Origin of the sequence: Streptomyces sp. NPDC126510 (assembly GCF_040302345.1) — a bacterium.
GTDB lineage: Bacteria > Actinomycetota > Actinomycetes > Streptomycetales > Streptomycetaceae > Streptomyces.
Window position 1 is genome coordinate 120,115 of sequence record NZ_JBEORR010000009.1, and the last position, 24,334, is coordinate 144,448.

The following is a 24,334-nucleotide window of genomic DNA, read 5'->3' on the forward strand; positions in this document are numbered from 1 at the left end:
TATGCGGCGAGCATTACGATCACCGGGGTGTGCCGTTCGGAGAAGGGTGGGTGAGCGCCCTGTGAGTCGGCGCATCGTCGTCGTCACCGCCGTGCACGGCCCTCACGCCCGGTTCCTGCCGGAGGCCTACGCGTCGCTGTGCGCGCAGCGGCTTCCCGATGGCTGGGAATGGCACTGGGTCGTGCAGGAGGACGGGGAGAGCGAGAGCGTCAGACCCCATGTGCCCGTGGACGCCCGGGTGACGTTCCGGCAGGGGCGGGCCGGGGGGCCCGGCGTCGCCAGGACCATGGCGCTGGCACACGGGGACGGCGCGTACGTGAAGGTCCTCGACGCCGACGACCGGTTGACGCCGGGCGCGCTCGCGCGGGATCTCACCGTGCTGGAGGGGGACCCGGACCTCGGCTGGGTCACCTCGCGGGTGCTCGACCTCATGCCCGACGGGTCGACCGTCGGCTTCCCCGGCGATCCCGACCAGGGGCCGATCGAGCGCGGGGCCGTGCTCGCGCACTGGAAGGCCAACGGCTTCCTCGCACAGGTGCATCCCGCCTCGCTGTGCGTGCGGCGGGAGTTGCTGCTCGCCCTGGGCGGATGGATGGCACTGCCCGCCTCGGAGGACACGGGGCTGTTGCTGGCGTTGAACGCGGTGAGCCGGGGATGGTTCTCGCGGGAGGTGGGCCTGCTGTACCGGAAGTGGGACGGGCAGGTGACCGGGCAGGCGGCCCACACCGACCGGGCCGAGCGAGAGGTGCGGATGGCCGTCGTCGAGGCCAGGGCCAGGGCGTTGTCCCGGCTCCGGTGGGGTGCGCCGGCCGCGCTATGAGAGCAGTTCGGTCTGCGCGCGGGCCGTCGGCGCCAGGTCGTGGCGGGTGTACCACTCCGTGCCGAGCAGCCGTTGCCGCTCGGCCGCGGAAAGGGCGGCGATCAGGCCCGGCGCCGCTCCCCGTGCCACCTCGGTGCGGTGGGCCAGGATCGCCTGGATCTTCCGGTCCAGCCAGGGGGTGACGTCGACGGTGGCGGTGACGCGTTCGTCGGGGACCGTCAGGACCGCCTTGCCCACGGGGGCCAGGTGCCCGCCCCATGCCCGGGCGGCCGAGTGCGGGTGCGTGACCAGGTACAGGGCACTGGGCTGCCAGGGCGCTCCGGCGTCCGGGTAGAGGCGTTCCAGGCCGGCGGCGTGGACCGCGAGGGCGGTCACGCGGTGGGTGTGCACATGGTCCTCGTGGCCGGTCAGGTTGCCGTAGGCGTCGTGGGTGACGACGATCTCCGGGCGGAAGTCGCGGAGATGCGCGACCAGTTCTCCCACCGCCGCGTCCAGCGGGACGTCGCAGAAGCGCGGCCTGCCCGGGGCCGAGTGCGGGACGCGGGCGTCGGCGTGGCCCAGCATGCGTGGCGGGCCCGCGCCCAGGATGCGGAGCGCCTCGGCGAGTTCCGCGGCGCGCTCGGTGTCCGCCGCCCAGGTCGCCGTGACGACCGCGGTGCGCTGCCCGCGGACGCGTGGCGGGCGAGGACACCGCCGGCCGTCAGGGACTCGTCATCGGGGTGGGCGAAGACCGCGAGCAGGCTCGGTGCCGTCATCCGCTCTCGCTACGGCCGGTCCGGCGCCGACCGCGGCGTCCCGGTGAAGCCGATCGCCTGGCTCGGGCACTTCTCCGCCGCCTCCAGGACCTCGGGATCCTCGCCCGTCTCCGCACGGCCCGGCCGGACCACCCCGAAGCCGTCGACGAACTCGAAGACCGCCGGGACCCGGTGGGCGCACTCGGCGGAGCCGTAGCAGAGATCGCGGTCCACGAAGACCTTCATGCCTTTTGTCCCCCTCCTGACGGCATCGGGGCTCCGCGGCCGTCCGGAGTTGACTGCCCAGCGGGGGATCGGCTGAACCGGCCCGGCTAGCGCGCGCTCCCGGCGGCCTCCAGCCAGTGGGCGACCCGGCGTACGGCGGCCTCGTCGAGGTGTTCCACCAACGCCCGGACGGTCGTGTCGTCCTCGGGGGAGAGGTCGTAGAGGCCCGCCTTGGTCAGGCCCGCCATGAGGACCTGGTGGCGGCGGCCGGTCATCCGCTCCGCCAGTTTGGCCGGTTCGGCGGGGGAGGGCTCGGGGTCCGGCTGCGCGACAGCGGTCGGCTTCAGCGGGGTGTCGAACCGGTGCCACGCGCCGTCCTTCGGCCCCCACAGGGCGACGGCCACCTCGTCGCCCCGGGCGCGCAGGGTCTGGGTCATCTCGCCGAGGGCGTACAGCACGGGCGCTCGGTGGGGCGACTGGGCGGCCGTCCGCCAGGATCCCTCGGCCGGCCGGTAGAACATCGCGACCCAGCGCGGAGCACCCTGCGGTCGTGGGCTCTCGGGACGTGACTCCACTGCGCTCACCTCTGTACGTCGCTGATGCGTCGCCCGGCCTCTGCTCGCGCCTCGCGTCGGTGCTTGTCCGTGCTCGTCGGTGCTCGTCCGTGCTCGTCCGTGCTCGTCCATCGCTCCGGGAGCGGTACGGCAGGGCGACCATAGCTGACGGGCCGTCAGATTTCCAGGGTCGCCCGGAGGCACGGTCTGCCGAGCGCCGGGGGTGCGGGCGGGATACGCGGGGGTTGCGGGGCGGGGCGCGCCGGGGAGGATCACCACATCGTTCGGTACCGGTCCCTCCCCTCGTGGGGACCGGTACCGAACGGTGGAGCCTCGTCGTCCGGTTCGGACGGGAGCCGGCCACATGGGTGCGCTGCTGTGTCCGGATCCTGCCATTTCCGGCCATGGAGGAGGAGGTTCCGGACCTCAGCGGACGGCATTGCCGCAGGTCAGCCGTATAGAGTGAGTTTTCCGGTCCGGACGTCCAGGCGTGGGAAGTAAGGAGCTGAGACCTTGAGTTCCGACTCGGGGGTACGCATCGCCTTCGCGGAACGCCTCGCACTGCTGTACAAGGAAGCAGGCAACCCCCCTCTCAAGCGGGTGTCCGAGGCGGTCGTCCGGCTCCAGCGGGTCGACGAACGCGGGCGGCCCGTGCGGGTGTCCGCGCAGCGCATCAGCGACTGGCGCCGGGCCCGGAACGTCCCGGCCCAGTTCCCCGCCCTCGCGGCGGTGCTGCATGTGCTGATCCCCGACGCGCGGCGCTCGCGGCCCACACCGGTCTCCCCCGGTCTGTACGACCTCGGCCAGTGGCAGCGGCTGTGGGAACGCGCGGTGGCCGACCCGGTCGGTGAGCGCCCGGCGCCCACCTCGGCCGAGGAGCGGCCCGCGGACGAGTCCGCCTCCACCCCGGGCGGGGTGTGCCCGTACCGGGGGCTGGCCTCCTACCGCCGGGAGGACGCCCGGTGGTTCTTCGGCCGGGAGCGGAGCACGGACGCGCTCGTCACCCAGCTCGGGGCCGTCGCGGGCACGGGCGGCCTGGTCATGCTCGTGGGCGCGTCCGGGGCGGGGAAGTCCTCCCTGCTGAACGCCGGCCTGGTGCCCGCCCTGCGGGACGGCGCGCTGGGCGCTGACGAGGGTGACGGCAGTGACGGCGGTGACGGGCGCGGCCGGCCGCGAGAGGTCGTACAGCTCGTACCGGGAGGTGATCCGCTGGCGGAGCTGATCCGGTGCATCCCCGAGCTGGCCGCCGTCGTCCCGGTCTCGACACCACCAGCAGTAACATCCCCCGGACTTCGGGCAGAAGGACCGGACGCGGCCGCCGGGGAGGGGCCGGATGCGGTCCCCGCAACGGGATCCGACGCGGCCTCCGCGGAGGGCCCAGGCGCTGCCCGCGCGACGGAGGCCGGCGCTGCCCCCGCGACGGAGGCCGGCGCTGCCCCCGCGACGGAGGCCGGCGGGGACCGCGCGACGGAGGCCGGCGTGGCCCCCGCGGCCGGACCTGGCACGGCCTCTCCAGCAGGACGCCCGGACCCCGACACGGCGCCCTTCCCCGATGCCGTTCGTGCCGCCGTCGGCGCCTGGGCCCGGCGCGAAGCGGCTTCCGGGGCCCGTCCGGTCCTCATCGTGGACCAGTTCGAGGAGACGTTCACCCTCTGCCCCGACGAGGCGGACCGGCGCACCTTCATCGAGGTCCTGCACGCCGCCTGCTCGCCCGCGGGCCCCGGCCGGCCGGCCCCCGCGGTCGTGGTGCTGGGCATACGCGCCGACTTCTACGACCGCTGCCTGAGGTACCCGGAACTCGCCGACGCGCTCCAGCACCGGCACATGGTGCTCGGGCCGCTGACCACCGCGGAGCTGCGCGAGGCGGTGAACGGACCGGCCAAGGCCGTCGGCCTGGAGCTGGAACCGGGGCTGGCGGAGCTGATCGTCCGGGAGGTCAGTGCCGACGGCCCGGGCGGGGCGCACGACGCCGGTGTGCTGCCGCTCCTGTCGCACGCCCTGCTCGCCACCTGGCAGCGCCGGAAGGCGGGCCGGCTCACCCTGGCCGGCTACCGCGCGGCCGGCGGCATCCAGGGAGCGGTCGCGGCGACCGCCGAACGGGCCTGGACCGGCCTCGACCCGGCCGCGCGCACCGCCGCCCGGCTGCTGCTGCTCCGCCTGGTGCGGCTGGGCGAGGACACCCAGGCCACCCGCCGCCGCGGAACCCGGCGTCAGCTGGCGGCGGAGTCGGCCGACCCCGGCAAGACCGAGGAGTCCCTCGAGACGCTGGTCCGCGCCCGGCTGGTGACGCTCGACGCGGAGACCGTGGAGATCACCCACGAGGCACTGCTGCACGCCTGGCCCCGGCTGCGTGACTGGATCGACGAGGACCGGCAGGGCAATCTGCTGCGCCAGCGCCTGGAGGAGGACGGCCGGGCCTGGGAGGAGTCGAACCGCGACACGTCCCTGCTCTACCGGGGCTCCCGGCTGGAACAGGCCCACGGCTGGGCGAGGTCCGCCGGGGACACGTTCCTGACCCGCAGCGCGGTGGAGTTCCTGGCCGCCTCGGTCCGGCTGCGCAGGCGGATCACCTGGATCAGCCGGGGCGCGGTGGCGACGCTGGTCGTCCTGGCGATGCTGGCCGTCGGGTCGGCCGTGGTCGCCTGGAAGCAGCGGGACGAGGCCGTCTTCGAGCAGGTGCTCGCCCAGTCCGACCGCGTCCAGGACACCGATCCGTCGCTGTCCGCGCAGCTCGACCTGGTGGCGCACGGGCTGCGGCCGGACGACAAAGGCGCGATCAGCCGCCTGATCTCCATCGTGAACGCCCCGCTCGCCACGCCCCTCACCGGCCATACGGGTGCCGTCTACCTCACGACCTTCAGCCCGGACGGACAGGTCCTGGCCACCGCCAGTTACGACCGGACCGTACGGTTGTGGGACGTCGCCGACCCCAAGCGCCCCAAGCCCCTGGGCAAGCCCCTCACCGGGCACACGAGCTGGGTGAGCAGCGCGGTGTTCAGCCCGGACGGCCGGACGCTCGCCAGCGCCTCCGACGACGGCACGATCCGGCTGTGGGACGTGACCGACCCCGCGCACCCGAAGCCGCTCGGCCGGCCCCTGACCGGCCATGACGGCACGATCTACCTGATCGCCTTCAGCCCGGACGGGCGCACGCTGGCCTCCGCGGGCGACGACCACACCGTCCGGCTGTGGAACATGGCCGACCGGCGGCGGCCGCGGGCCCTGGGCAGGCCGCTGACCGGGCACAGGGCCGCCGTGCGCTCGGTGGCGTTCGGCCCGGACGGCCGCACCCTGGCCGCGGGGGGCGACGACGGCACGATCCGGCTGTGGGACGTGTCCGATCCCGCCCGCCCGGAACCGGCCGGGACGCCGCTGACCGGGCACACCACCACCGTGCACTCCGTGGCCTTCAGCCCCGACGGCCGCACGCTCGCCAGCGGCAGCGCGGACGGCACCGTACGCCTGTGGAACATGGCCGGTCCGGGCCGCCCGGCCCCGATCGGCGCGCCGCTCACCGGCCACACCGGGCCGGTCTGGTCCGTGGCCTTCAGCCCCGACGGGAACATGCTCGCCGCGGCCAGCGCGGACAGCACCGCGAGCCTGTGGAAGGTCAGCGATCCGCAGTACCCCTCACAGGTCGGCGCGCCCCTCGCGGGCAGCAGCGGGGAGATGTACGCGCTCGGCTTCAGCCCCGACGGGCGCACCCTCGCGACCGGGGCGGGCGACAACAAGGTCCGCCTGTGGTCGCTGCCGACGTCGGACATGACCGGGCGGACCGGCGTGTTCCGGCCGGACGGGCGGCTGCTCGCGACGGCGGCGCGGGACGGGCGGATCCGATTGTGGGACGTGCGGACGCCCGGCAGGCCGGTGCGGATGGGCCAGCCGTTTCACCCGGGCAGGGGCGGCGTGCGCTCCCTGGAGTTCTCCCCGGACGGCCGCACCCTCGCGGTCCTGACGGAGGAGAGGGTGGTGGAGCTGTGGAACCTCGGCGACCCCGAACACCCCGTCCGCTACGGCTCTCCCGCCCCCCTGCACATCCGGTACGCGGACCCCCTGGCGTTCAGCCGGGACGGGAAGGTCCTGGCCACGGCCTACGACGACCGCACCATCCGGCTGTGGAGCATCCGCGACCCGGCCCGGCCGCGTTCGCTCGGCAGCCCGCTCACCGGTCACAAGGGCTACGTCAACCACCTCGTGTTCAGCCCCGACGGCCGGACGCTCGCCAGCGCCGGCGCGGACGGCACGATCCGGCTGTGGAACGTGAGCCACCCCGGTCGGGCGACCTTGATCGGGGCACCTCTGCGGGGCCACCTCGGAGCGGTCAACACGCTCGCCTTCAGCCGCGACGGCCACACGCTGGCCAGCGCCGGCGACGACAACTCCGTTCGGCTCTGGGACATGACGGACCCGGCCGACGCCTCCCAGGAGGCGCTGCTCACGGGTCACACGGAGGCGGTCGTGTCGCTGACGTTCAGCCGCGACGGCCGCACCCTGGCCAGCGGCGGCAACGACAGCACCGTCCGGCTGTGGAACGTGACCGACCCCTCGCACGCCACCGCGATCGGCCAGTCGATGAGCCCCAACTCCAAGACCGGCACCTTCCTCGCGTTCAGCCCGACCAGCCACACGCTGGGAGTGTCGAGCGGCGCGGACACCATCCGGCTCTGGAATCTCGACGTCGACACGGCCGTCCGCCGCATCTGCGCGATGACCCGGGGCGTGCTGACGCAGGACACCTGGCGGGAGTACCTGCCCCGGCTCTCCTATGACCCGCCGTGCGACGACTGACACGACGGTTGCGGACAACAGGCCGGGCCCTCCCGGCAGTTGAGTGAGACGAGTCACAACCGGGCTTTCCCGGTGGCCGGTCGGCTCGCGGTGGGCAAGCGCTTGTTACCCTTGGCCATAGCTCGACCGCTGGTGCATCCCCCGTCGCCAGCGGTCGGGCCTTTTTTCAGCGCAGGTCGAGGCGCATCAGAACCCGGGGATGACCGGCCAGGACCGAGGTCGTGTCCGCCGCGTGGGTGAAGCCGGCCCGTTCGAAGTTCTCGCGCAGACCCGCGTACGCCATCGTCAGGTCGACCCTGGCCTCGCCGTTGTCCAGCGGGTACGCCTCGATCACCGGTGCGCCCCGGTCCCGGGCGAACGCCACAGCGCCGGCGATGAGGGCGTGGGAGATGCCCTGCCCGCGATGCCCCGGGCGGACCCGGACGCACCAGAGCGACCACACGGGCAGGTCGTCGAGGTGCGGGATCTTGCGGTTGCGGGCGAAGGAGGTGTCCGTGCGCGGGGCGACGGCGGCCCAGCCGACCGGTTCGTCACCGTCGTAGGCGAGCACACCAGGGGGCGGCTCCGCGCGGCACAGCTCGGCGACGTAGTCGCCGCGGGCCGGGCCGCGCAGTTCGTTGTTGAGCTTGGAGGGGATGCGGTAGCTCAGGCACCAGCAGACGTTCGCCCCGGGCGACTTCGGCCCGAGCACGGCACGGACGTCCTCGAAGTCCGTGGCCGGGCGCACGTCGATGCTCATGCACCCCACGATGCCACGCACCGGGCGGACACGCCCCGCGGGCCGGGAACGCGCCCCGGTGGTCCCCGTGTGCTAGGCGGACGCCGCCCGCAGCAGCCGCAGTTGGCCGATCTCGCTGACGTTCTTCATCAGCTCCGCGTTCACCCAGGCCACCATGTGCTCGACGGTGTGCTCGGGGTCGTTCGGCCAGGGGAAGGGGGCCGTGGCGGCCAGGTCCTGGTCGGTGAGGCCGTCCAGGACCTTCAGCCACTGGGCGCGCAGGTCCCGCAGCCACTCGACCGTCGGGGCACCCTCGCCGGGCCAGGCGATGTCCTCGCGGTCGCGGGGCGGGCGGCCCTGCAGGTGGTCGAGGGCGACGCTCCACCACCAGCCGAGGTGCCAGCTCACCCAGGCGAGGGTGGGGACGGGGACCGGGTCGGGTTCGGTGTCCGCCCAGTCCGGGACCCACGTGCCGTCAGGGCCCCGGCGCATCGTCCAGCAGAGCTCCGCGGGCTCCCAGAGGAAGTCCCCGGGCTCCAGCCGCTCCAGGTGGTACTCGAACAACGACCAGGTGAACTCGAACTGCCAGCGCGGCAGTCGGGTGCGGGAAGCCTTCATCGGACGACCCTACGGGGGAGCGGGAGCGTCCCGGGCCAGGACCGCCCAGTCGAGGTCCCGCAGCGCCGGTTCGGCGTCGCACTCCGAGGGCAGGCGGGGCGTGGACTGGAACCAGACGACGGTCAGGCGCGAGCGGTAGGCGACCGGGTCGCGGGCCGGATCCAGGGCCGCGGAGTGGAACGTGCCGAAGCAGGCCACGGCGGGCAGCACCTCGACCGGCCCGAGACCGCCCGCGTACTGGTCGGGGTACTCGCGCCGCGGCGGGACGAGGTGCACCGGCGTGCCCGGGCGGGAGCGTTCGGCGCTCCGCAGGAGGCTCCGGATCCGCAGGTCGTTCAGCGGCTTGCAGGGGTAGCCGTCCTGCAGATCGCCGTACGTCGAGGAGAACCGCAGTTCGGCGAGGTCCACCGAGCGGCCGGAGGCCAGGACCAGGCGGGCGAGCGCCAGGGCCGGCGTCTTTGCGTGGTGTTGCATCGAGGTCTTTCGCTGGTGGTCATGGGCGGGGCCGTGCTCACGGCCGGTGCCCCGTCATCCGGGCCGCCGAGGCGATCGTCGCCCTGGCCTCCCGCTCGGACAGGCCGGTGTTCAGGGCCGCGCCGACCAGGGGGTCCACCAGCGCCGGGCCGATGCCGTCCTCGTAGGCCCGGCAGGCCGCCCAGAACAGGCGGGTGTTGCGCTGGCCCCGGTGCGCGGCCAGGACGAACTGGACCAGGCCCTGGCCGTGCCCGCCGGTCGCCGCGGGGACGGGGTGATGGGGGCGGGGCGGCGGGATCAGCAGCCGCAGCAGGGAGCGCGGGCAGGGGGCGGGGGCCAGGTGCGCGGTGCCCGGGGCGGCGGCGTACACACCCTGGCCGGTGCGCGAGCCGGGGCCGACCAGGTAGCCGCCCGCGCCCCGGATGTCGATGCCGGGGGCGAGCCGGCCCGCCGAGTTGGGGACGACCACCTCGGGCGGGCCGCTCAGCCACAGATGCCGCCCGCCGGACGGGGTCACGACGACCACGGTCGGCGGGATCGTGAACAGGTGCCGCAGCGCCAGCTCGTGCAGGGCGGCCGTGGAGTCCGTGCCGGTCTTCACGTCCAGGTCGAGGCCGATCAGATGGTGCGGGGGCAGCCCGCAGGCGATGCCGTAGCCGGTAGCCCAGGGGGCGGCGGCGAACAGCTCGCGGATGCGGGCCGGGTCGCTGGAGGCGTCGTGGACCCCGTGCCCGGGCCGGCCGCATCCGCCGTGGCAAGGGGAGGCGGCGGGGTCGTCGCGGTGCGGGGAGCGCAGTGCCGGGAGCTTGGAGCGGGACAGGGGGATGACGGCCAGTCCGCGTTCGGCGGCTGACAGGGCGTGTGCGAGGGCCAGCGTCGTGGCCTGCCGGTCGGTGGTGGCCATGCCTCTAGTTTCGTACGTACGTTCGAAAAAGGAAAGAGGGAGCGGGTGCGACGCGCCGGGGCCGTCCGGTGGCGGCAGAAAGTGCTGGAACCCTTCGCCCCTTGCGGCGCCAGGGTTCGAACGCCCCCGTTCACTCCCGTCCGGTACGGAAGTGACAGACAGGGGTTTATCGGCGGGTTCTCACGCTTGCGTGCGAAAGGCGGCTTCCGGGGCGCTTCGCCGGGGATTCGGTGGGCAACCCTGGACTCGCGACGTCGAGCACCGCACCGGGGCGGTCGGCCAACTTCCCTGGTGACACCAGTGGTTCACGCACCGAACGGTCACGAGCCGGTGCGTCCTCGGTTCGATCAGTCCTGGAGGGACAAGAACATGGCACGTATCCGTACCGCCCGCGTCATCGCGGCCGTCTCCGCCCTTCCGCTCGCAGCCGCCCTCTTCACCGGTGTCGCGACGGCGGACAGCGGCGCCTTCGCGGACAACGGATCCATCGCGTCCGCCACGGAGACCGAGCAGGGCATCCTCGGCAGCGGCGTCGGCGGTGACAACTTCGGCAACGCGGGCACCACCCAGCAGCAGGCCCTCGGCGACGGTGCCTCGAACCGGAGCAACTCGGCCCAGGTCAACGGCTCGGAGTTCACGGCCGTCAACCAGGAGAACGCGGACACCACCGTCAACTTCACCCCGCTGTGGTGGTGAGCTGAGCGGGCCGGTGCGCCGGCACCGGCCCGGGTGCTGTGGGGGTGTGCTTCGTGGGGGTCGCAAACGTCTGAGCGGCGGTACTCCGGTGCCGCCGCGCAGGCGTTTTCGCGTCCGCGGAGCCCGGTGGGGACCCCTGCGAGGCCTTGACGGAGTGCAGGATCTGACGGACAGTCAGAATTGTGAGTGGTGAGCCGGAGGTCCACGAGGAGTTCGAGGCGCGCCTGAAGGCCTACGAGGGCCTGCCGGCCGCCGCCACCGGGGTCGGCCGCGACCCCGTCAACGAGCCGATGATCAGGCACTGGTGCGAGGCCATGGGCGACACCAGCCCCGCGTACACGGGCCCGGACGCCATCGCCCCGCCGGCCATGCTCCAGGCCTGGACCATGGCCGGCCTCACCCGCCGCCCGGAACGCACCGCGGCCTACGACGAACTCCTCGCCCTGCTCGACGCGTCGGGCCACGACGCGGTCGTCGCCACCGACTGCGAACAGGAGTACCTCCGCCCGTTGCGCCCGGGCGACGAGATCACCTTCGACTCGGTGATCGAATCGGTGTCCGGCCGCAAGACGACGAAGATCGGGGCGGGCTACTTCGTCACGACCCGCACCGACGTCCGCGCGGGCGGCGAGCCGGCCGGAATCCACCGCTTCCGCATCCTCAAGTACGCCCCGGCACACCGGCCTCCGGCACCGGCGGAACGCCGCCCCCGCCCCGTCGTCAACCGCGACAACGCCGGCTTCTGGGACGGCGTGGCCCGCCACGAGCTCCTCATCCAGCGCTGCACGGCCTGCGACACCCTGCGTTTCCCCTGGCTGCCGGGCTGCAACACGTGCGGCGCCCCGGACTGGGACACCGTCGCGGCGAGCGGCGAGGGCACGGTCTACTCGTACGTCGTGATGCACCACCCGCCCTTCCCGGCCTTCGAGCCTCCCTACGCGGTCGGCCTGATCGAACTCGCCGAGGGCGTGCGGATCGTCAGCAACGTGGTCGGGGTGCCGTACGACAAGGTGCGGATCGGCATGCCGGTGCGGCTGGAGTTCCGGCGCTACGACGACGAGCTGGTGCTGCCCGTCTTCCAGGGGGTGACGTCGTGAAGGCCGGGGACCGGCTCCCGCCGCTGGAGATCCCGGTCACCCGCACCCTGATCGTCGCCGGGGCGATCGCCTCCCGCGATTACCAGGACGTCCACCACGACCCGGAGGTCGCCCGGCAGAAGGGCTCCCCCGACATCTTCATGAACATCCTGACGACCAACGGCCTGGTCGGCCGCTACGTCACGGACCACTTCGGCCCGCGTGCGCAGCTGCGCCGGGTCGCCATCCGGCTCGGCGCGCCCAATCGCCCCGGCGACACGATGGTGCTGACCGGCACGGTCGAGGAGGTCGACGGCGACACCGCGACGGTCCGGATCGTCGGCGCGAACGGCCTCGGCAAGCACGTCACGGGCACGGTGACGGTCAGGGTCCCGGCAGGAGCGGGAGAGGGCGTCTCTCCTGGGGCGGGAGGCGGCTCGGTATGAGTGGGAGGGGGCGTCTCCCCTGGAGCGGGAGGTGGCTCGGCATGAGCGGGCGAGGGCCGGGCGGGCCAGGTGTGAGCCGGAGAGGGCGGGCGGGCCGGGCATGAGCGGGCGAGGGCGGGACGGCCTCGGTGGGTGCGCGGCCGTCGTCGGTGTGGGGGCCACCGAGTTCTCCAAGGACTCGGGCCGCAGCGAACTGCGCCTCGCAGCCGAGGCGGTGCGGGCGGCCCTCGCGGACGCCGGGCTGAGCCCGGCCGACGTCGACGGGATGGTCACCTTCACCATGGACACCAGCCCCGAGATCACCGTCGCCCAGGCGGCGGGCATCGGGGAGCTCTCCTTCTTCTCCCGGGTCCACTACGGCGGCGGCGCGGCCTGCGCCACCGTCCAGCAGGCCGCTCTGGCGATCGCCGCGGGCGTCGCCGACGTGGTCGTCTGCTACCGGGCGTTCAACGAGCGCTCGGGCCGCCGCTTCGGCTCCGGCGTACGGCACCGGGAACCCTCGGCGGAGGGCGCGGCCCTCGGCTGGTCCCTGCCGTTCGGCCTGCTCACCCCGGCCTCGTGGGTGGCGATGGCGGCCCAGCGCTACCTCCACACCTACGGGCTGACCCCGGAGGCCTTCGGACACGTGGCGGTGGCCGGCCGGAAGTACGCGGCGACCAACCCGGCGGCCCACTTCCACGGCCGGCCCATCACCCTGGCCGACCATGCCGCCTCCCGCTGGATCGTCGAACCGCTGCGGCTGCTGGACTGCTGCCAGGAGACGGACGGCGGGCAGGCGCTCGTCGTCACCTCCGCCGAACGCGCCCGCGACCTGCCCCACCCGCCCGCCGTGATCGCCGCGGCGGCCCAGGGCGCCGGACGCGCCCAGGAGCAGATGACCAGCTACTACCGCGACGACCTGACCGGCCTGCCCGAGGCGGCGGTCGTCGCCCGGCAGCTGTGGCGCACCTCGGGGCTCGCCCCGGCCGACATCGACGTCGGGATCCTCTACGACCACTTCACGCCGTTCGTGCTGACGCAGCTGGAGGAGTTCGGTTTCTGCGGCCCCGGCGAGGCGGCGGACTTCGTGGCCGAGGAACGCCTGCCCCTCAACACCCACGGCGGACAGCTCGGGGAGGCGTACCTGCACGGCATGAACGGCATCGCGGAGGCCGTCCGGCAGATCAGGGGTACGGCCGCGAACCCGGTACCCGGAGCGGAGCGGGTCCTGGTGACGGCCGGGACGGGTGTGCCGACGTCGGGACTCGTCCTGACCGCGGACCCCCAGGGGTGAACCCGCAGTACCGCAGGCCCTTCGCTCCACCTACAGGAGGTGCGGCGGGCCCTACCCCTACAACCTGAGGGGGACCCCGCTTCGGGACCTGCGGCCGATCCGCTCGCCGTGGCCCGCTCATAGCGTTGAGCCATGACCACACTCGTCTGCACGAGCGCTTCGAAGGCGGCCGGACCAGCGGCGCAGACCCTTCCCTACCCGTCGTTCTCGTCGTACGTCAGGGCCCGCCAGCCGGTGCTGCTGCGTACCGCCCGCTCGCTCACCGGCAACCCGAGCGACGCGGAGGACCTGCTGCAGACGGCGCTCACCAAGACGTACGTCGCCTGGGAGCGCATCGAGGACCACCGGGCCCTCGACGGCTATGTGCGCCGGGCGCTGCTGAACACCAGGACCTCGCAGTGGCGCAAGCGCAAGGTCGACGAGTTCGCCTGTGACGAGCTGCCCGAGCCGGACCCGGTGCCCGGCGGTGACGACCCGGCCGAGCAGCAGGCGCTGCGCGACGCGATGTGGCGGGCGATCATGCGGCTGCCCGACCGGCAGCGGGCGATGGTGGTCCTCAGGTATTACGAGGACCTCAGCGAGGTCCAGACGGCCGAGGTGCTCGGCGTCTCGGTGGGTACGGTGAAATCGGCCGTCTCCCGGGCGATCGGCAAGCTCCGCGAGGACGCTGAGCTGGGACTTGTCCGCCAGTGAGTCGATGCCCCGCCCGTTTGTGAGCTGCCCCTCCGGCATGGCGTGATCTGATCGATCACCCGGTCCTAGTGACATACCACGCGGTATGTGCGCAGAATCAGCGCAACCTTTACCACCGCGTAGGCAAAGTCGCCCCCGGGAGGACGCCGTGCTGAGCACCATGCAGGACGTACCGCTGCTGATCTCAAGGATCCTGACCCACGGGTCGACGATCCACGGGACATCACAGGTGACCACCTGGACCGGTGAGGACGAGCCGCACCGCCGCTCCTTCGCGGAGATCGGCGCCCGCGCGGCCCAGCTGGCGCACGCGCTGAAGGACGACTTGGGCGTCACCGGCGACGAGCGCGTCGCGACCCTCGCCTGGAACAACGCGGAACATGTCGAGGCGTACTTCGCGATCCCGTCCATGGGCGTGGTCCTGCACACCCTGAACCTCCGCCTCCCGCCCGAGCAGCTGGCCTGGATCGTCAACCACGCCGCCGACCGCGTGATCATCGCCAACGGTTCGCTGCTCCCCCTGCTCGCCCCGCTGCTGCCGCACCTGAAGCCGGTCGAGCACGTGGTCGTCACGGGCCCCGGAGACCGCTCCCTCCTCGACGGCGCGGCCGTCCGCGTGCACGAGTACGAGGACCTGATCGCCGGCAAGCCGACCTCGTACGACTGGCCCGAGCTGGACGAACGCCAGGCCGCCGCCATGTGCTACACCTCCGGCACCACCGGCGACCCCAAGGGCGTGGTCTACAGCCACCGCTCCATCTACCTGCACTCCATGCAGGTCAACATGGCCCAGTCGATGGGCCTGACCGACCAGGACACCTCGCTGGTCGTGGTCCCCCAGTTCCACGTGAACGCCTGGGGCCTGCCGCACGCCACGTTCATGACCGGCGTGAACATGCTGATGCCGGACCGCTTCCTCCAGCCGGCCCCCCTCGCCGCGATGATCGAGAGCGAGAAGCCCACGCACGCGGCCGCCGTCCCCACCATCTGGCAGGGCCTGCTCGCCGAGCTGACGGCGAACCCCCGCGACGTCTCCTCCCTCGGCCAGGTCACCATCGGCGGCGCGGCCTGTCCGCCCTCGCTCATGGAGGCCTTCGACAAGCTGGGCATGCGGGTCTGCCACGCCTGGGGCATGACGGAGACGTCCCCGCTCGGCACGATCGCCCGTCCCCCGGCCAGTGTGATCGGCACGGAGGAGGAGTTCGCCTACCGCCTCACCCAGGGCCGCTTCCCGGCCGGTGTCGAGGGCCGCCTGTCCGGCCCCGGCGGCGAACGCCTCCCCTGGGACGGCGAGTCCGCCGGTGAGCTGGAGGTGCGCGGCCCCTGGATCGCGGGCGCCTACTACAACGGCCCGGACGGCGAACCGCTGCGCCCCGCCGACAAGTTCAGCGAGGACGGCTGGCTCAAGACCGGCGACGTCGGCACCATCTCCCCCGACGGCTTCCTCACCCTCACCGACCGGGCCAAGGACGTCATCAAGTCCGGCGGCGAGTGGATCTCGTCGGTGGAGCTGGAGAACGCGCTGATGTCCCACCCCGAGGTCGCCGAGGCGGCGGTCGTCGCCGTCCCGGACGAGAAGTGGGGCGAGCGCCCCCTGGCCACGGTCGTCCTCAAGGAGGGCTCCACCGCCACCTTCGAGACCCTGCGTGCCTTCCTCGCCGACGAGGGCCACATCGCCAAGTGGCAGCTCCCGGAACGCTGGACGGTCATCGAGGCGGTCCCGAAGACGAGCGTGGGCAAGTTCGACAAGAAGGTCCTGCGCAGGCAGTACGCGCAGGGGGAGCTGGACGTCACCAGCCTCTGACCCGCCCGCGGACCGCCGTACGGCAGCACCTCACCGTCGTACGGCGGTCACGCCCCACCCCAGCACCAGCCACACCCCCGCCACGACGCACACCCCGCCCCACCCGAAGTGGCTGAACGCGGCCCCCGCGAGGGCCGATGCGGCGGCGCCGCCCGCGAAACCGGCGACCACGTAGGCGGTGTTGGCCGTGGCGGGGGTGGCGGTCGCGGTCAGGGCGAGGGTCTGGTTGGCGACGTGGGAGGCGACCAGTGCCGCGTGGACGGCGACCGCGGCGGCGAACAGCGCCCCCAGCACCTGCCCGCCCCACCAGAACAGCGGTACGGACACGGCGGCGACCAGATACGCCGACCGCACGACCCGCGCCGCCCCGAACCGGTCCACGAGCCCGCCGGCCAGTGGCGCCACCGCACTCGCGGTCAGGCCGAACAGCCCGAACAACCCGGCGGTCGCCGTGGACAGTCCGTACGCCGGCCCGGTCAGCAGCAGGGCCAGCGAGGTCCACAGCGCGCTCCACGCGCCGAACATCCCGGCCTGCCGCACACACGCCCGCCACAGCTCCGGCGAACTCCGCAGCACGGACGGCAGCGCGACCAGCCCGGCGAACAGCGGGCCCTCCCGGCGCTGCCGCGACGGCAGGACCACCGCCGTCGCGAGCCCCAGGGCGAGGGTGAGCACGGCCGCGCCGGCGAACACCCACCGCCAGCCGAAGGCCTGCCCGGCCAGCCCGCCCAGGACCCGGGCCCCGACGATGCCGACGAACAGACCCGCGATGACCGTCGCGACATGCAGGGCACGCCGCTCGGCGGGGGCCCGCTCGGCGACCAGCGGCACGAGCAGCTGGGGGATGACGGTGGCCGCCGAGGCGACGAACATCGCGACCGCGAAGGACCCGGCGCCCGGCGCGGCCGCGCCGGCTCCCAGCGCGAGCGCGGTGACGAGCGTGAGCCCGGCGACCAGCCTGCGCCGGTTCGCGCTGTCGCCGAGCGGGGCGAAGAACAGCAGGCCGACCGCGTAGCCGAGCTGGGCGACCGAGGCGATCCAGGCGATGGCCGAGGGCGTCGAGCCGAAGTCGCGGGCCATGAGCGGGAGCAGCGGCGCGGCGAGGTAGATGTTGGCGGCGGTCACCGCGCTGCACACGGCGAGCAGGGTGAGGAAGAGGCCGGGGGCGGGCGTACGGGCCTGTCGCACGGGGCCCGTGGCCTGCGGGGCGGTGGTGGTCGCTGACGGCATGGAGGGGACTCCTTGGAGTCGGCTCTAGCAACTAACTGGTTGGTTGGCAGTGAGGGAACAGTCTGCGTCGCCCGCCATTCCCTGTCAACCAAACAGTTGGTTACCCGGCGCGCTACCCTCTCCCCCATGGCAGCAAGGGACCCCGAGGCCACCAAGGCCCGGATCTTCGAGGCGGCGGTCGCCGAGTTCGCCCGGCACGGCATCGCCGGCGCCCGCATCGACCGCATCGCCGCCGAGGCGAAGGCCAACAAACAGCTCATCTACGCCTACTTCGGCAACAAGGCGGAGCTGTTCGCGATCGTCCTCGAGAAGAAGATGCTCCACCTCGCCGAGGCCGTCCCGGTCGACCCGGACGACATCGAGAGCTGGATCGACCGCCTGATGGACTACCACGCCGCCCACCCGGAGCTGCTGCGCCTGCTCTTCTGGGAGGGCCTGGAGTACGGCAGCACCGAGCTGCCGCACGAGTCCGACCGCCAGGAGCACTACACCCGCAAGGTCGCCGCCCTCCGGGACGGCCAGGAGCGGGGCGTCGTCACGGACGCCATCCCGGCGGCCGACCTGCTGTTCCTGCTGACCGCCCTCGCCAACTGGACCGCCGTCGTCCCGCAGATGCGGCGCATCCTGGTCGGCGAGGGCGAGCCGGACCGGGACCGCCTGCGCGCGTCGGTGAAGGAGGCGGCACGCCGGCTGACGGCGCGCTAGGCAGTGTGCGCACGGTCCCGGCGCTCGCCCGGTGGGACAGGCGGGACCGTGCGGACACGGCCCAGACTTGCTAGTTGGTCCCGATCCGGCTGAGCAGATCGACGATCCGGGACTGCACCTCGTTGCTGGTGGACCGCTCCGCGAGGAACAGCACCGTCTCCCCGGACGCCAGCCGCGGCAGGTCGGCCTGGTCGACGGCGGCCGTGTAGACGACGAGCGGGGTGCGGTTGAGCTGCCCGTTCGCCCGCAGCCAGTCGACGATCCCGGCGGAGCCCTCCTGCCGTCGCTGCACCTGCAGGAGGTCCATCACGACCAGGTTCGGCCGGAACTGTCCCGCCAGCGTCACCGCGTCCGCGTCACTCGCGGCCCGCGCGACCTGCATCCCGCGCCGCTCCAGGGTCGCCGTCAGCGCCAGCGCGATCTCCGCGTGCTCCTCGATCAGCAGGACCCGCGGCGGGTGCTGCTCGGTGTCGCGCGGCGCGAGCGCCTTCAGCAGCACGGCCGGATCGGCGCCGTACGCCGCGTCCCGCGAGGCCTGCCCGAGCCCGGCCGTGACCAGTACCGGCACCTCGGCGGCCACGGCGGCCTGCCGCAGCGACTGCAGTGCCGTACGCGTGATCGGCCCGGTCAACGGGTCGACGAACAGCGCGGCCGGGAACGCCGCGATCTGCGCGTCGACCTCCTCGCGCGAGTTCACGATCACCGGCCGGTAGCCGCGGTCGCTCAGCGCCTGCTGGGTGCTGACGTCCGGCGCGGGCCACACCAGCAGCCGCCGCGGGTTGTCCAGCGGCTCGGGCGGCAACTCGTCGTCCATCGGCTGCGGCCGCGGCGGATCGGCCACCTCGACCGCCCCGCCGGGCCCGTCCAGCGGCTCGGGCCCCTCGGCGGCGTTCTCGTCCGGTGCGCCTATGGCGTACGACCGTCCGCCGCCCTCGGTCATCTGCGCGAGGCGCGACTGACCGGCGAGGGACGGCTGAGCCGGGACGGGTGCGGTGGCCGGGGCGGGGACCTGAGCGGCGACCGGCGGCGGCGTGTGCTCGGGCGCCGGATGCGGCCGCGCCGCCTGCTCCGGACGGGGCCCCTGGCCCACCGGACGCGGCTGCCCCTGCTCCGGGCGGACCGCCTGGTCCGCGCGCGCCGCCGGGTCGGGCGGCGTGCCGAGCTTGCGGCGCCGGCCCGATCCGCCCGGCTGGTGCGGGGGAGGCGTCGCCGACTGCGGGACGGATACGGCCGACGGCTGCTGGACCTGGGCCGCCTGCCGGGTGAACGGCACGCCCTGGCCGAGCGTCCGCACGCTGATCGCACGTCCCTGCGTGGAGTTCGGATCGACGGGTGCCGCCGACTCCGCGGGCAACGGCTGAGCCGCCCGCGGCGCGCCCTCCGGCGGCAGCGGCGTGCCCGGCGCGGGGGTGTGCTGCTGCGCGGCCCGGGGCGGCGTGCCGCTCGCGGGCGCCGGGTGCGCGACCCCTGCCCCCGACGGGTCGTCGGCGGCGGGCCAGGGCTGGGCGGCCGGGGTGCCGTCGTGCTGAGGGGTGCCGTGGGCGTCCGCGCCGTGGGCGTTCGTGCCGTGGACGTTCGTGCCCGGAGCCGGAACACCCTGCGCCGGAGCCCCCTGCGGCGGAACTCCCTGTGCCGGAGCCCTTGGAGGCGGAGTTGCCTGAGCGGGCGCGCCCTGGGGCGGGACGCCCTGCCCGGGAGCGGCCTCCGCGGGGAGCGGCCGGCCGGCGGCGGGCTGCTGACCCGGAGCGGCGATGCCCTGCTGCGGCAGGGGCTGGGCCGGGGCCTGAGGCTGCAGGACCTGCCCCGGGAGGGCCGCCTGCACACTCTGCCCGAGCCCACCCTGAGCGGGTACGGACACGCCCTGCGGCGATACGACGTTCCCCTGCGGATGAACGGTGTTGCCCTGCGCGGGAACCGGCACGCCCTGCGGCGGCACGGCCGCACCCGGCGCGACGGGGACGCCGGCGACACCGGCCTGCCCGGGCGCGGCCTGCCCCACCGGGATCTGGCCGGTGACGTCCTGCTGCGCGGGAACGCCCTGCGCGGCTCCGGCAGGCACGGGCCCCGTCGGTACGGAAGCGGCAGGCATGGAACCCGGAGACACGGGTCCCGCCGCCGCGGCACCCGCAGGCACGGGACCCGAAGGCGCGGCACCCGCAGGCACGGGGCCCGTAGGCGCGGAACCCGCCGGTACCGGTCCCACCTGGCCGGCAGCCCCCGGCACCGGCGCTCCGGCCTCTTCGACCGGCTGCGGCGCGGCGACGGCCCGGCGCCGGCGGCCGGTCGGCGCACTGGTCGGATGCGGCTGCGGCGGCGTGTGATCGGCGGACTGGTCGTGCGGAACGGCATCGTGGCGCCCCTCATCGGCCACTCCGTCACCGGCACCGGCCGCCCCGCTACCCGCCACGGCCTGCTGCGGCTGCCCCTGCGCCGGTACCTGCACCTGTCCCTGGGCGGGCACCACACCCGGGGCCGCACCCGGAACCGTATTCGCTGCGGCACCCGGCGTTCCGACGGGGCCGACGGTGACCTGCTGCCCCTGGTCGCTCTGGGCCGGGGCCTCCTGCTCGGCGGGGGGCGGCGTCTGATCGGACCCGGCCGGCGGCAGCGCGAACACCGGACGCGGCCCGGCCGCCTCCTGCGCCGCGGCCGCCCGCTCGTTGGCCGCGGCCAGCGCACGCCGTCGGCGCCCCGTCGGCTGCCGGCCCTCGCCCTGAGCCGCCTCGGCGGAACCGGCGGCTTCACCGCCGGACGACGCCGCGGGCAGCGCGGGCGGCAGCGCCGGCTGCTCACCGGGCTCCCGCCGGGCCCGCCGCCCGGACGGCGCGGGCACACCTTGCGGCGGCACGGTTCCGCCCAGGCCCGTGTTCGAGGCGGCGGTCCCCGCCGCGTGCTCGGCGGCCGTCACCACGGCCCCCTCGGCGATGCCCTGAACCGCACTGCCGACGGCAGCCGCGGCGGCTTCCTCGGCCGCGCGCCGCCGACGCCCCGTTCCGCCGGACGCGTCGCCCGCCGCGGCGTCCTCACCGGAGGCCTGCGCCGGAAGAGCGGCCGGCTCCCCGACGGCCCGCCGCCTGCGCCGCCCGGTGGGCACGGCCCCGTCGGCTCCGGAATCACCGGTCCCCTCGCTGTCGCCACCCGGAACGTCTCCGTCCAGGAAGGCATCGGTGGTCCCCCGCCGCGCCCGGCGCCGCCCCCCGGCGGCACTCTGCTCAGCGGCATCGAGGACAGCGGGGTCGACGGCGGCGGCATCGACGGCAGCGGGATCGACGAGGGCGAGCGCGGCGGACTCGTCCACCGGCTGGGCGGCAACGGCTCCGGCCCCGCCCCCGATCGGCACCTCGAGGACGTACGCGCTCCCGCTCATCCCCGGCACGTCATGCGTCTGCAGCACACCACCGTGGGCCCGGACGATCCCGCGCACGATGGGCTCGTGCACGGTGTCGCCACCGGCGTACGGCCCGCGCACCTCGATGCGGACGACCTCGCCGCGCTGCGCCGCCGCCACGACGACGGTGTTGTCCAGGTAACCGCCCGCCGACACGGGCGTGTTGCCGGTCGCGTCGACCCCCGCCACGTCCGCGACGAGATGCGCGAGGGCGGTCGCGAGCAACCGGGGGTCGACCTCGGCCTCGATGGGCGGCGCGTGCACGGCGAACTGCACCCGCCCGGGCCCGATGAGCTCGACGGCCCCGTCGACCCCGGCGGCGACGACGGCGTCCAGCATCACCTTCGTACGGGCGATGTCCTCGCTGCCCGCGTCCAGCCGCTGGTACCCGAGGACGTTGTCGATCAGTGTCGTGATGCGCGCATAGCCGGCCGACAGATGGTGCAGCACCTGGTTGGCCTCGGGCCACAGCTGCCCGGCGTCGTCGGCGGCGAGCGCGGCCAGCTCGCGGCGCAGCTCCTCCAGGGGTCCGCGCAGCGACCGGCCGAGCAGGGTCAGCAACTGCTCGTGCCGGGCGGCGAGCGCCTCGAACCGGTCCTTCTCACGCTCCCCGAGCGCCGCGTAGCGGTCCTCGCCGGCGGCGAGTTCCTCGGCGTGCCGCTCGGTCAGCTCCTCCAGCTCGGTGACGTGCCGCTGGCGCAGCGCGGTGAGCTCGGAGGCGTGCTCCTCGGCGATCCGCTCCAGTTCCTCGGCATGGCGCTTCTCCGCCGCCTCCTTCTCCTCGACGACGGCGTCGTAGGGCCGCCGGTCGGTGAAGGTCATCACGGCGCCGACGAGCTGGTCGCCGTCGCGCACGGGCGCGGTCGTCAGGTCGACCGGCACCTTGCCGCCGTCCTTGGCGTACAGCACCTGCCCGCGCACCCGGTGCTTGCGCCCGGAGCGCAGCGTGTCGGCGAGCGGCGAGTCCTCGTAGGGGAAGGGCGAGCCGTCGGCTCGCGAGTGCAGCACGAGGTCGTGCAGTTCGCGCCCGCCGAGGTCGCTGGCCCGGAAGCCCAGGATCTGGGCGGCGGCCGGGTTGACGAGCACGATCCGCCCGTCGGTGTCGGTGCCGACGACGCCCTCGGACGCGGCCCGCAGGATCATCTCGGTCTGCCGCTGGGACCGGGCGAGCTCGGCCTCGGTGTCCACGGTCCCGGACAGGTCCCGCACGACGAGCATGAGCAGCTCGTCGCCGGTGTAGCCGTACCCGTCGTAGGCCTGCTGCCCGTTCTCGAGATTCGCACTGGTGACCTCGACGGGGAACTCGGTCCCGTCGGTCCTGCGCGCGATCATCCGGGTCGGCTTGGTCCGGGCATGGGGATCGAGGTGTTCGGGCCGGCGCATGGAGCCGGGGATGAGCTTGGAGTCGAACTGCGGCAGCAGATCGAGCAGCCCGCGCCCCACCAGAGCGGTGCCCGGGGTCTCGAAGGCCTCCAGGGCGATGGTGTTGGCGTTGACGACCGTGCCGTTGGCGTTGACCAGCACCAACGCGTCAGGGAGGGCGTCCAGTATGGCTGCGAGGCGAGCAGCGCCTCGGGATGGCCTGCTGCTCACGAGACGCTTCCTCCCTGTTACCGCACCTTGCCGACCGCTCGGGCCATCTTGCCAACCGTCCCGCGGCGTGTCACGCGAGGGAGTCTAAGGGTTGCGGTTGCGCTCGCGACGCCGGATGAGAGGGAGGTCGCACGAGGAAGTGACCCCGAACCGACGACCGGGTAACCGTCAAACGCCCGCCCTCCTGCGACGACGTCGCGGGACCTTCGCGGGACCTTTACGACGACGGCTTTTCTGTACCTTTTGGCCGGGCTGGCGTGATGGGGGCGGAGAGTGGCGCAAATGGGGTGCGCGGCGCGGGGCGCCGGCCGCCGCTCCGGGGTTCGCCCCCTCGCCGACCCGTCGCCCCAGTGCCTGCCCCCCCGGAGGCTCCACCCCCGGCCGCCGCGCACGGACCGCCGTGGGTGCAGTGGTGTGCCGAGCGGACGGACGGGATGGACTTACATGCGAACGGACCGACGGGCGCACGGGTGGCTCAGGCCTTGGCGCCCCGGGCGCCTCCCATGTCCGGCAGCAGCGGCACGAGCCGGTCCCACCGGGAGATCTGACAGCCGTCGCGGCGGTCGTAGGTGGCGTCGACGGGCCGGCCGGCCCAGGTGCCGGTGACGCGCGCGGTGGCCGGGCCGCCGTACTGCATGGTGCAGAAGCCGCCCTCCGGTGCGGACGCGAAGGCGTCCTTCCCCCACCGTGTGTCCCGCTGCAGGGCGGCACAGGCGCCGCCCGGGTCGGGGTGACTGCCGCCGTCGGGGCCGCAGTACAGCTCGAACGTTCCGTCGGCCCCGCCGCCGGCGTTCCGCACGGTGACGGTGAGGTGATCGCGGTCCCGGCCCTCGCCGGGCCTGACCGGGGACAGCAGTCCGGTCCCGTCGGCCTGGGCATACGCGGCCGGCGGTGCCGCGGTCAGCGATCCGGCGACGGCGACGGAGGCGGCGGCGCCGACGAGGAGGCGCCGCAGGGCGGGGCGGGCGGTGGCCCGGGGAGTGGCACGCAACATGCCCTGCCTAACGCGACGCGGCCCCGGATGTTGCGCGCGGACGCCCGAGCGGGGCCCGCACGGGCCTGACAAGGTCTTTGCCCCGCGCCCGCCTCGCCTAGTACCGTGGGGGTCGATTGGTGACAGCACGCTCGACTGTGTCATCATCGGCACGCACCGCTCGCGCTCGCGCGGGAGTGATGCTGGAGGCGTCGCCTAGTCCGGTCTATGGCGCCGCACTGCTAATGCGGTTTGGGTCTTAAAGCCCATCGAGGGTTCAAATCCCTCCGCCTCCGCACTCGATCACGAAGCCCCGGTCACCCGACCGGGGCTTCGCTGTCGTTGCCCTCGGAAGTGGGCCTGAAGTGCCGTTTTCGCAGCTCACAAGGGGTGCGGCTAACGGATTTCACATGGCGGCGGCAGTCATGTAATGTTCTTCCTGTCGCCGCGAGCGAGCCGGAAGGCCCGAGAGCGGCGAAAAAACAGAACAAGCACTCGTAGCTTAACGGATAGAGCATCTGACTACGGATCAGAAGGTTGCAGGTTCGAATCCTGCCGAGTGCACAGCACGTCAGAGGCCCTGTGGATCAATCCACAGGGCCTCTGGCTTTTGCCTTGACGG

The 24,334-nt window shown here is 73.9% G+C and carries 18 protein-coding genes, 2 tRNA genes and 1 pseudogene; 11 read left to right on the top strand and 10 right to left on the bottom strand.

Features of this window, described 5'->3' with window-relative positions; genetic code table 11:
* The first annotated feature begins 61 nt into the window (after nucleotides 1-61).
* Entirely contained in the window at nucleotides 62-820 is a 759-nt protein-coding gene (locus ABTX60_RS14635; RefSeq protein ID WP_352097575.1) for a glycosyltransferase family 2 protein, read from the top strand.
* Here ABTX60_RS14635 and ABTX60_RS14640 read toward each other — a convergent pair.
* The 3 genes and pseudogenes from ABTX60_RS14640 to ABTX60_RS14650 form a co-directional block, all read right to left on the bottom strand.
* Nucleotides 815-1,575: pseudogene (locus ABTX60_RS14640) on the bottom strand (PIG-L deacetylase family protein). The gene ABTX60_RS14635 and the pseudogene ABTX60_RS14640 sit on opposite strands and share 6 nt — an antisense overlap.
* A 9-nt stretch (nucleotides 1,576-1,584) precedes the next feature.
* Nucleotides 1,585-1,800 (bottom strand): ferredoxin, encoded by a 216-nt coding sequence (locus ABTX60_RS14645; RefSeq protein WP_352097408.1) that lies wholly within the window; start codon nucleotides 1,798-1,800, stop codon nucleotides 1,585-1,587.
* 86 nt (nucleotides 1,801-1,886) lie between these two features.
* Nucleotides 1,887-2,354, bottom strand: coding sequence for a hypothetical protein (locus tag ABTX60_RS14650; protein WP_352097409.1), 468 nt, complete (start codon nucleotides 2,352-2,354; stop codon nucleotides 1,887-1,889).
* Between the two features lie 492 nt (nucleotides 2,355-2,846).
* Between ABTX60_RS14650 and ABTX60_RS14655 the strand changes: the two genes are divergently transcribed.
* On the top strand, nucleotides 2,847-7,121 hold the full coding sequence (locus ABTX60_RS14655) for an nSTAND1 domain-containing NTPase (protein WP_352097410.1): 4,275 nt from the start codon (nucleotides 2,847-2,849) through the stop codon (nucleotides 7,119-7,121).
* A gap of 166 nt (nucleotides 7,122-7,287) precedes the next feature.
* On the opposite strand, the gene ABTX60_RS14660 is transcribed toward ABTX60_RS14655, so the two are convergent.
* From ABTX60_RS14660 to ABTX60_RS14675, 4 genes are all read right to left on the bottom strand, one after another.
* The gene (locus tag ABTX60_RS14660) at nucleotides 7,288-7,860 is read right to left on the bottom strand and encodes a GNAT family N-acetyltransferase (protein ID WP_352097411.1); all 573 of its coding nucleotides are present in this window, start codon (nucleotides 7,858-7,860) and stop codon (nucleotides 7,288-7,290) included.
* 72 nt (nucleotides 7,861-7,932) lie between these two features.
* Nucleotides 7,933-8,457: a DinB family protein gene (locus ABTX60_RS14665; RefSeq protein ID WP_352097412.1), complete on the bottom strand. Its 525-nt coding sequence runs from the start codon at nucleotides 8,455-8,457 to the stop codon at nucleotides 7,933-7,935.
* 9 nt (nucleotides 8,458-8,466) lie between these two features.
* On the bottom strand, nucleotides 8,467-8,931 hold the full coding sequence (locus ABTX60_RS14670; RefSeq protein WP_352097413.1) for a hypothetical protein: 465 nt from the start codon (nucleotides 8,929-8,931) through the stop codon (nucleotides 8,467-8,469).
* Nucleotides 8,932-8,968: 37 nt separating this feature from the next.
* The gene (locus ABTX60_RS14675; RefSeq protein WP_352097414.1) at nucleotides 8,969-9,835 is read right to left on the bottom strand and encodes a bifunctional DNA primase/polymerase; all 867 of its coding nucleotides are present in this window, start codon (nucleotides 9,833-9,835) and stop codon (nucleotides 8,969-8,971) included.
* Nucleotides 9,836-10,204: 369 nt separating this feature from the next.
* On the opposite strand from ABTX60_RS14675, the gene ABTX60_RS14680 reads away from it, so the two are divergent.
* The 6 genes from ABTX60_RS14680 (at nucleotide 10,205) to ABTX60_RS14705 (ending at nucleotide 15,823) form a co-directional block, all read left to right on the top strand.
* Nucleotides 10,205-10,531 carry a hypothetical protein gene (locus tag ABTX60_RS14680; protein WP_352097415.1) on the top strand — a complete coding sequence of 109 codons (327 nt, stop codon included), beginning with the start codon at nucleotides 10,205-10,207 and terminating at the stop codon, nucleotides 10,529-10,531.
* Nucleotides 10,532-10,713: 182 nt separating this feature from the next.
* Nucleotides 10,714-11,628 carry a bifunctional MaoC family dehydratase N-terminal/OB-fold nucleic acid binding domain-containing protein gene (locus tag ABTX60_RS14685; RefSeq protein WP_352097416.1) on the top strand — a complete coding sequence of 305 codons (915 nt, stop codon included), beginning with the start codon at nucleotides 10,714-10,716 and terminating at the stop codon, nucleotides 11,626-11,628.
* Nucleotides 11,625-12,053, top strand: coding sequence for a MaoC family dehydratase (locus tag ABTX60_RS14690; protein ID WP_352097417.1), 429 nt, complete (start codon nucleotides 11,625-11,627; stop codon nucleotides 12,051-12,053). The genes ABTX60_RS14685 and ABTX60_RS14690 overlap by 4 nt, the downstream gene beginning before the upstream one ends.
* A gap of 100 nt (nucleotides 12,054-12,153) precedes the next feature.
* Nucleotides 12,154-13,326 (top strand): lipid-transfer protein, encoded by a 1,173-nt coding sequence (locus ABTX60_RS14695; RefSeq protein WP_352097418.1) that lies wholly within the window; start codon nucleotides 12,154-12,156, stop codon nucleotides 13,324-13,326.
* 132 nt (nucleotides 13,327-13,458) lie between these two features.
* A complete protein-coding gene (locus tag ABTX60_RS14700; RefSeq protein ID WP_033309804.1) occupies nucleotides 13,459-14,019 on the top strand; it encodes a SigE family RNA polymerase sigma factor in 561 nt (186 codons plus the stop codon).
* A gap of 160 nt (nucleotides 14,020-14,179) precedes the next feature.
* Nucleotides 14,180-15,823 carry a long-chain fatty acid--CoA ligase gene (locus ABTX60_RS14705; protein WP_352097576.1) on the top strand — a complete coding sequence of 548 codons (1,644 nt, stop codon included), beginning with the start codon at nucleotides 14,180-14,182 and terminating at the stop codon, nucleotides 15,821-15,823.
* Nucleotides 15,824-15,853: 30 nt separating this feature from the next.
* On the opposite strand, the gene ABTX60_RS14710 is transcribed toward ABTX60_RS14705, so the two are convergent.
* Nucleotides 15,854-17,053, bottom strand: a complete 1,200-nt coding sequence (locus ABTX60_RS14710) for an MFS transporter (RefSeq protein WP_352097419.1) — start codon at nucleotides 17,051-17,053, stop codon at nucleotides 15,854-15,856.
* Between the two features lie 126 nt (nucleotides 17,054-17,179).
* On the opposite strand from ABTX60_RS14710, the gene ABTX60_RS14715 reads away from it, so the two are divergent.
* On the top strand, nucleotides 17,180-17,758 hold the full coding sequence (locus tag ABTX60_RS14715; RefSeq protein ID WP_352097420.1) for a TetR/AcrR family transcriptional regulator: 579 nt from the start codon (nucleotides 17,180-17,182) through the stop codon (nucleotides 17,756-17,758).
* Between the two features lie 70 nt (nucleotides 17,759-17,828).
* Here the strand turns inward: ABTX60_RS14715 and ABTX60_RS14720 are convergent, their stop codons facing one another.
* Both ABTX60_RS14720 and ABTX60_RS14725 read right to left on the bottom strand, forming a co-directional pair.
* The gene (locus ABTX60_RS14720) at nucleotides 17,829-22,739 is read right to left on the bottom strand and encodes a PAS domain-containing protein (protein WP_352097421.1); all 4,911 of its coding nucleotides are present in this window, start codon (nucleotides 22,737-22,739) and stop codon (nucleotides 17,829-17,831) included.
* Nucleotides 22,740-23,214: 475 nt separating this feature from the next.
* Nucleotides 23,215-23,733: an SSI family serine proteinase inhibitor gene (locus ABTX60_RS14725; protein ID WP_352097422.1), complete on the bottom strand. Its 519-nt coding sequence runs from the start codon at nucleotides 23,731-23,733 to the stop codon at nucleotides 23,215-23,217.
* A 184-nt stretch (nucleotides 23,734-23,917) separates the two neighbouring features.
* Between ABTX60_RS14725 and ABTX60_RS14730 the strand changes: the two genes are divergently transcribed.
* Together ABTX60_RS14730 and ABTX60_RS14735 are read left to right on the top strand one after the other, a co-directional pair.
* Nucleotides 23,918-24,008 (top strand) — tRNA-Ser (locus ABTX60_RS14730).
* Between the two features lie 195 nt (nucleotides 24,009-24,203).
* A tRNA-Arg gene (locus ABTX60_RS14735) sits at nucleotides 24,204-24,276 on the top strand.
* Nucleotides 24,277-24,334: the final 58 nt, after the last annotated feature.